The organism is Mycolicibacterium vinylchloridicum, from assembly GCF_013404075.1.
Classification (GTDB): Bacteria; Actinomycetota; Actinomycetes; order Mycobacteriales; family Mycobacteriaceae; genus Mycobacterium; species Mycobacterium vinylchloridicum.
Window position 1 is genome coordinate 51,188 of record NZ_JACBJQ010000037.1, and the last position, 7,726, is coordinate 58,913.

3 protein-coding genes are annotated in these 7,726 nt (G+C 65.6%); all 3 read left to right on the forward strand.

Going from position 1 to position 7,726, the window contains the following annotated elements; genetic code table 11:
* Positions 1–105 precede the first annotated feature (105 nt).
* Positions 106–1,098, forward strand: coding sequence for an acyl-CoA dehydrogenase family protein (locus tag HPC46_RS24960; RefSeq protein ID WP_179474877.1), 993 nt, complete (start codon positions 106–108; stop codon positions 1,096–1,098).
* Positions 1,099–2,277 (forward strand): acyl-CoA dehydrogenase family protein, encoded by a 1,179-nt coding sequence (locus HPC46_RS24965; protein WP_179474878.1) that lies wholly within the window; start codon positions 1,099–1,101, stop codon positions 2,275–2,277. It abuts the gene before it with no gap.
* Positions 2,278–3,285: 1,008 nt separating this feature from the next.
* Positions 3,286–7,554, forward strand: coding sequence for a hypothetical protein (locus HPC46_RS24970; RefSeq protein WP_179474879.1), 4,269 nt, complete (start codon positions 3,286–3,288; stop codon positions 7,552–7,554).
* The last annotated feature ends 172 nt before the right edge of the window (positions 7,555–7,726 follow it).

Sequence of the window (7,726 nt, forward strand, 5' to 3'; positions counted from 1 at the left end):
CAAATCAGCCGGTAGAGTGCGATACCGTCTAGGGAGAACCGATGGCGCATGAATGGAGAATTGGATTTCCATTCGCATCGGTCCAGTCCGCGCAGGAGGCAACGGGTGCTACTGGAATTCGACGCTGATCAGCGGTTGTGGCAGGACACCGTGCGCGACGCGGTGGCCAAGCAGTGCCCGTCCTCGCTGATCCGCGGGATTGCCGAGGACGGCATCGACCCGGGACCGCTATGGGAGTCCTACGTCGAAGCGGGCTGGACCGAGTTGGCCGAGCCCGAGAACGCCGTCGAGCTGGCGATCGTGCTCGAAGAGTTCGGCCGCGCGACGGACCCGACGCCGTTCCTGGCCACCCTCACCCAGTTCGCGCCGCTGGCCGGCGATCGCTACGACCCGCAGCAGGCGGGTGCGGCGGTGTTCGACGGTGTCACCGCGCACCGCGATGTCGACGGATGGGTGCTGTCGGGGACCGCCCGCTATGTCCTCGACGCCGACCGGGCGCAGAAGCTGGCGGTGGTGACCGACGGTGGGGTGTTCCTCGTCGAGGCCGCGACCGCGACGATCACGCGCATCCCGGTGTTCGACCCGGTGCTGCACGTGGCCGACGTGACGTTCCCCGGGGTGCACGTCGCAGATGAGGACCGGGTGCACTCCGACGGCGAGCGAGCCCGCCACGTCGCGCTGACCGGACTGGCGATCACGACGGTCGGCGCGTGCCAACGCATTCTCGACCTCGCTTTGCAGCACGTGAAAGACCGCCATCAGTTCGGGGTGCCGATCGGGTCCTTCCAGGCCGTGCAGCACAAGGCGGTCGACATGCACGTCGCGATCGAACGGGCCCGCGCCCTGGCGTATTTCGCCGCCCTGACCATCAGCGCCGACGACCCCCGCCGGCGGCTGGCCGCCGCGATGGCAAAGGCGGCGGCGGGCGATTGCCAGTCGGTGGTGTTCCGCCACGGCCTGCAGTTGTTCGGAGCCATGGGCTTCACGTGGGAAAACGATGTCCAGTTCGCGCTCAAGCGCGCCAAGTCCGGCGAGCTGATGCTGGGCGGTGCCGCTGAACACCGCGCCGTCATCGCCGAGGAGTACAGGGAACTGTAGATGCAACTTTCATTCGATCCCGAGGTCGAGTCCTTCCGCGACGAGTTCAGTGCGTTCCTCGATGCCAACCTGCCCACCGAGGCCGAGACGCTGGAGCGGCCACGCTCGGTGTCGCACATGCCCGACTGGGCGCGCCGCTGGCAGCGTCTGCTGTTCGACAACGGGTGGCTGCTGCCCGCGCAGCCGCCGGAGTTCGGCGGCCGCAACGCGTCGATCCTGCAGCAGTTCGTCCACCTCGAGGAATTGTGCAACCGGCGGATCTACCACAGCTTCAACCCTCAGGGTGTGAATATCATTGCGGCGTCGCTGATCTCGTTCGGATCCGATGAGCAGAAGCACCGTTGGGCGGTGCCGGTTCTCAAGGGCGAGAAGACCGCGTCGCTGGGGATGAGCGAGCCGAGTGCAGGCTCGGATCTGGCCTCACTTCGGACCCGCGCCGTGCGCGACGGCGACTACTTCGTGGTGAACGGTCAGAAAGTGTGGACGTCCGGTGCGCACGACGCCGACTTCCTGCTGACGTTCGTCCGGACCGATCCGGATGCGCCCAAGCACAAGGGCATCAGCGTGCTGATCATCCCGACCGACCTGCCCGGTGTCGTGTGCCGGCCGTTCGCCTCGATCTGCGGGGTCGAGGACAAGGACTTCAACGAGGTCTTCTTCACCGATGTGCGGGTGCCTGCCGAGAACCTGGTCGGGCCGCTCAACGGTGGCTGGGGAGTGGCCAACGGATCGCTGGGCCACGAGCGCACGATGATGTGGCTGGGATTCGCCGACCGCATCGCCAACATGATCGGTGACTTCGAGCCGCATACTCCGCTGGAGAAGGACCAGTATGCCGCGATGATCATGGACTACCAGGCGTTGCGCCTCATGGGCTCCTCCGGGCTGGCCAAGGCGGCGCGCGGGGAGTCGGACGTGGCATCGGTGTCGGTGGTCAAACTCTTCGGCTCCGAAGCAGAGTTGCGCGCGTCCGAATACGCACTCACCGCAGCGGGTTCCGACGGTCTGGTACATCCGTCCAGCACGGGACCGTACGCGCACATGAATCTGGACCATTACTTCGCCAGCTGGTTCGAGCGTCACGCGCGAAGCTTCTCGGGCACGATCGCCGGGGGCACCTCGGAGATTCAACGCAACATCATCGCCCAGCAGGTGCTGGGTCTGCCGCGCGCGAAGTAGACCGCGCCCGCGTCAGCGCGGCCAGTCGTCCTTCCGCATCTTCGCCGCTGTCGCCGGACGTGCTCGTGCACGCCTGGTAGCGGCTCTTTCTGCCGAGCGGTTAATTGCGCTGCGCGCCGGGTATCAGAGGTACCTCCCCTGGGAGCGAGACGCTGGGCGACTGTCGGCGCGGCGTTCGCCAATGTTTGCTGAATGGAAATCGGCACCGGCAGTCGGCTCTCAGGAATTTCTAGGGTAGAGCGCAGGCCTGTGCATAGGTGAACCGCTGCAGTTAATTATCTAAAGAAGAATGATTGGGTATTGACAACTCACACAGCGAATATCCATCGCCGCGTTAACAGGGAATAGCGACTGGGGTCGCCGTCCTGGCGACGCTATGTGCTTGCGCCGTCTGCGTGATGACGTCGGGAAACACGTTGGTCACACTGTTCCCACCCGCCGCCTGGTTCAAACCACGTTCTGCAAACCTGTCGCAGGTCCGGAGCGCAGGCGCTCTCGCGGCTCCGCAACCGGATGGCGGGGCCGGCCGGTCCCGGCGTGTCGCGCATGCGAATCACCATGAATTTTTCCTGAACGCGATCGCCTCGTGCGGCGGCGACGGCGAACGCAAGTGTGGAGGGCCAACGTTTTCGGGTCACTTGCTATCCCGGGGTCGAGCGCATGGCTTATGTCCAACCGAGGCCGTCCTTGTCAGGTCGCCGGCGATCTCGGCCGGCTGGGCCGGCGGACATGGCTGACCATGCCGATTGGTGGCGAAGACCGCTTCGCGTGCGGCCCGGCTCGGCACAGCTGACCGAAGGTGGCCAGCAGACGCGTGATTCTTTGCTGTTTATTTGTATGCATGGGCGTCAAATAATTGTGGTTAATGTTGAATCAGCAAATGGCAATGATATGGGCCACAGAATTGACGCAGCTACCTAAAAAAACTGAGAGCAATCGCTTGGCTACTTAGGTTCTTCTCAGGTAGGTTCGCGCCTATCGGGGCACAGCCATTTTGAAGGGATAGTCATGGACGTTGCTGTTCGGTCATATCTGACCGCGGGGGTGGCAGTCTTCGGTGCGAGCGCAATTGCGCTGGCGCCCATTCAGGTGACACCGCCAAACCTGCACCTGGCGCAAGATCGGGCACTCTCGGCCCTGGCCGATGTATCCCTGTCCTCGCTCTCCGACGTGATCCAGGCGATCAACGATGGCTGGAACGGGCTGCGCGGCGGACTCAATGCCCTCAACGGTGCGGCCGACACCGCGATCACTCAACTCGGTGACGCGCTTCAAGCCGCTCTCATCTCCGGCATCGGTTCGGGCAACACCGCAGTGCAGTCCATCGTCGACGGCCTGCTCAACGGTGGTAGCGCTCTCGCTCAAGCGGTCGACAACGCGGTGGCGGCGTTCGGCGATCCGCAGGTGTTCATCAACGCACTGGTCGAGGCGTTCAGCAATGTGAACGTCAACCTCGGCCTGGCTCTGCAAGCCGTGCTCAACCTCAACATCCAAGGGGCGGCCGATCTGGCCGCCGCCATCCAGGCCGGCGGTGCCGCACTGGCTGCCGCGTTCAACGCCGCCGTGGCGGCATTCCCGAGCCCCGCGGAATTCGCCGCGGCGCTGACGAGTGCGTTGTCCGCGATCAACCCAACCCTGGGCATCCTCGCCAATGCGCTGACGACGTTCACGGGCCAGCTCAACGAGACGCTCCAGGCCGGAATCGCCGCTGGGCTCACCGGTTTCCAGGCGCTGCTCAATGCGCTGGGTAATCCGGCCAGTGCGCTGTATGCGGCGTTCCAGGCAGCCTTGGCGGCGTTCCCGAACCCGCAGGCGTTCTTCAAGGCCCTGGTTCAGGCGTTCGGCAATATCGATGTCAACTTGGGGCTGGCCCTGCAGGCTGTCATCAACGCGACGATCGACGGGCCACAGGCCTTCATTGATGCGCTGGTCTCCGGTGGGGCGGCGTTGGCTGCGGCGTTCAACGCCGCGCTGGCCAACTTCCCCTCACCGGCGGCCTTCGTGGCAGCACTCAACGGTGCGCTAGCAGCAATCAACCCCACGCTCGGCGTTCTGGCCACTGCGTTCACCAACTTCACCGGTCAGTTGGCGGACACGTTGCAGGCGGGTATTGCGGCTGGGCTCACTGGTTTCCAGGCGCTGCTCAATGCGCTGGGTAATCCGGCCAGTGCGCTGTATGCGGCGTTCCAGGCAGCCTTGGCGGCGTTCCCGAACCCGCAGGCGTTCTTCAACGCCCTGGTTCAGGCGTTCGGCAATATCGATGTCAACTTGGGGCTGGCCCTGCAGGCTGTCATCAACGCGACGATCGAGGGACCGCAAGCCTTCATTGATGCGCTGATCTCCGGTGGGGCGGCGTTGGCTGCGGCGTTCAACGCCGCGCTGGCCAACTTCCCCTCACCGCAGGCGTTCGTCGATGCGTTCGTCGGTGCGCTGGCGGCGATCAACCCGACGCTGGGCATCCTGGCCGACGCGTTCACGACGTTCACCGGTCAGCTCGCTGACACGTTGCAGGCCGGTATTGCGGCTGGGCTCACTGGTTTCCAGGCGCTGCTCGACGCGCTGGGTAATCCGGCCAGTGCGCTGTATGCGGCGTTCCAGGCAGCCTTGGCGGCGTTCCCGAACCCGCAGGCGTTCTTCAACGCGCTCGTTCAGGCGTTCAGCAATATCGACGTCAACCTCGGCTTGGCGCTTCAGGCGGCGCTCAGTCTGGGCGTCGATGGTCTGCAGGGCTTCGTCGACGCGCTGGTCTCGGGTGGGGCGACCCTGGCTGCGGCGTTCAACGCCGCGCTGGCCAACTTCCCCTCGCCCCAGGCGTTCGTCGATGCGTTCGTCGGTGCGCTGGCGGCGATCAACCCGACCCTCGGGGTGCTTGCCAATGCGCTGACCACTTTCACGGGTCAGCTGGCCACCACCCTGCAGGCGGGAATTGCGGCTGGGCTCACCGGTTCCCAGGCGCTGCTCAATGCGCTGAGCAACCCGGCCAGTGCGCTGTTCGCGGCGTTCCAGGCAGCCTTGAACGCCTTCCCGAACCCGCAGGCATTCATCAACGCGCTGGTTCAGGCCTTCGGCAGTATCGACGTCAACCTCGGCCTGGCGCTGCAGGCGGTGCTGAATGCGGCCATCGACGGCCCGCAGGCATTTGTCGACGCGCTGATCTCCGGTGGGGCGGCGTTGGCTGCGGCGTTCAACGCCGCGCTGGCCAACTTCCCGTCACCGCAGGCGTTCGTCGATGCGTTCGTCGGAGCTTTGGCGGCGATCAACCCGACGATCGGGGTGCTGGCCAATGCCTTCACCACGTTCACGGGTCAGCTGGCCACCACCCTGCAGGCGGGAATTGCGGCTGGGCTCAGCGGTTTCCAGGCGCTGCTCGACGCGCTGAGCAACCCGGCCAGTGCGCTGTTCGCGGCGTTCCAGGCGGCCTTGGCGGCGTTCCCGAACCCGCAGGCGTTCTTCAACGCGCTCGTTCAGGCGTTCAGCAATATCGATGTCAACCTGGGGCTGGCTCTGCAGGCTGTCATCAACGCGACGATCGACGGGCCACAGGCCTTCATTGATGCGCTGGTCTCCGGTGGGGCGGCGTTGGCTGCGGCGTTCAACGCCGCGCTGGCCAACTTCCCGTCACCGGCGGCCTTCGTGGCGGCGCTGAACAGTGCTCTGTCGGCGATCAACCCGACGCTGGGCATCCTTGCCAACGCGTTCACGACGTTCACCGGTCAGCTCGCCGACACGATCCAGGCCGGAATTGCGGCCGGGGTCACCGGTTTCCAGGCGCTGCTCGACGCGCTCGGTAATCCGGCCAGTGCGCTGTTCGCGGCGTTCCAGGCAGCTCTCGACGCCTTCCCGAACCCGCAGGCCTTCATCAACGCACTCGTTCAGGCGTTCAGCAATATCGACGTCAACCTCGGCCTGGCGCTGCAGGCGGTGCTGAATGCGGCCATCGACGGCCCGCAGGCCTTCATCGACGCGCTGATCTCCGGTGGGGCGGCGTTGGCTGCGGCGTTCAACGCCGCGCTGGCCAACTTCCCGTCACCGGCGGCCTTCGTGGCGGCACTGAACGACGCACTGGGGGCGATCAACCCGACGCTCGGGGTCCTTGCCAACGCGTTCACGACGTTCACCGGTCAGCTCGCTGACACGATCCAGGCCGGAATTGCGGCCGGGGTCACCGGTTTCCAGGCGCTGCTCGACGCGCTCGGTAATCCGGCCAGTGCGCTGTACGCGGCGTTCCAGGCAGCTCTCGACGCCTTCCCGAACCCGCAGGCCTTCATCAACGCGTTGGTCGACGCCATCGGCAACATCAACGTCAACCTCGCGTTGGCACTGCAGGCCGCGCTGAACGTGAACCTCGATGGGGCCCAGGCGATCATCGACGCGTTGGCGAACGGCGGGGCCCAGCTGGCAGCGGCGTTCAACGCGGCGGTGGCCAACTTCCCGAGCCCGGCGGAGTTCGTGAACGCGCTCACCGGCGTGCTGGGCGGCGGCCTGGACGTTGCTCAGCAGGTGTTCAACCAGGGTGCCGCGGCGCTCGAGGCGGGATTGAACGCCGGTGTGGCAGTGGGCAACCAGATCATCAGTGCACTTGGCACCGGGCTGGTTCAGGGAGGTGCGGCACTGAACGCCGCGATCAACGCCGCGCTGCAGGCGTTCCCGACACCGGAGGCTGTGGTCAACGCGCTTGCGGCAGCGGGCGCACAGTTCACCGCAGGGCTGAGCGCACTGGTCAATTCGATCAATGCGAGCCTCGGGCTCAATATCAATATCAACATCGGTGGTATCCACATCGGTGGTGGCATCGACGCCGGAGCAGGGGCTGCGGCCCTGGCCGCGGCTGGTGCCGCAGGGGCCGCCACGGTGACGAGTATCAACGACAAGGTGACGAGCATCGCCGGTACCGCGCCGACGGTGTCGCTGAAGGTCCCGGACAGCGCTCCTGCACCGGCCGCCGCCAAGACGGCCGCTGACACCAGCGCCCCGAGCACGAAGGTGTCGGCCCCGTCGCTGCCCAAGTTGACCTTGCCTGCGCCGCCCAAGGTGTCGCTGCCTGCGCCGCCGAAGGTGTCGTTGCCGTCGCTGCCCAAGGTGTCGTTGCCTGCGCCGCCGAAGGTGTCGTTGCCTGCGCCGCCGAAGGTGTCGCTGCCGTCACTGCCGAAGCCGTCGAAGGGCACTTCGGATACCAAGGCGTCCTCGGATACCAAGGGCGACAGCTCGGCCAAGAGTGACAACTCGTCGAAGAAGTCCGGCGGATCCGGCGGCAGCGCGAAGAAGGGCGCTGCCTAACCGGCACTCGACGAACTGTGGCCCCTCCGAAAGGAGGGGCCACAGTCGTTGTACGCCCAGCATGGGCATTCGCTTGGAGGTGTGAGTCCTCTGGAGGTGAAGGTGGTTTAACTCCGAGTCGATGGCAACTGCGTCACTGTGAGGTGGGGTGGGAAGGAAGCCGGAGACGAAG

Excerpts from the sequence above, each read along its gene's own strand:
- HPC46_RS24965 (WP_179474878.1), top strand. The coding sequence starts at position 1,099 with ATGCAACTTTCATTCGATCCCGAGGTCGAGTCCTTCCGCGACGAGTTC.
- HPC46_RS24970 (WP_179474879.1), top strand. The coding sequence starts at position 3,286 with ATGGACGTTGCTGTTCGGTCATATCTGACCGCGGGGGTGGCAGTCTTC.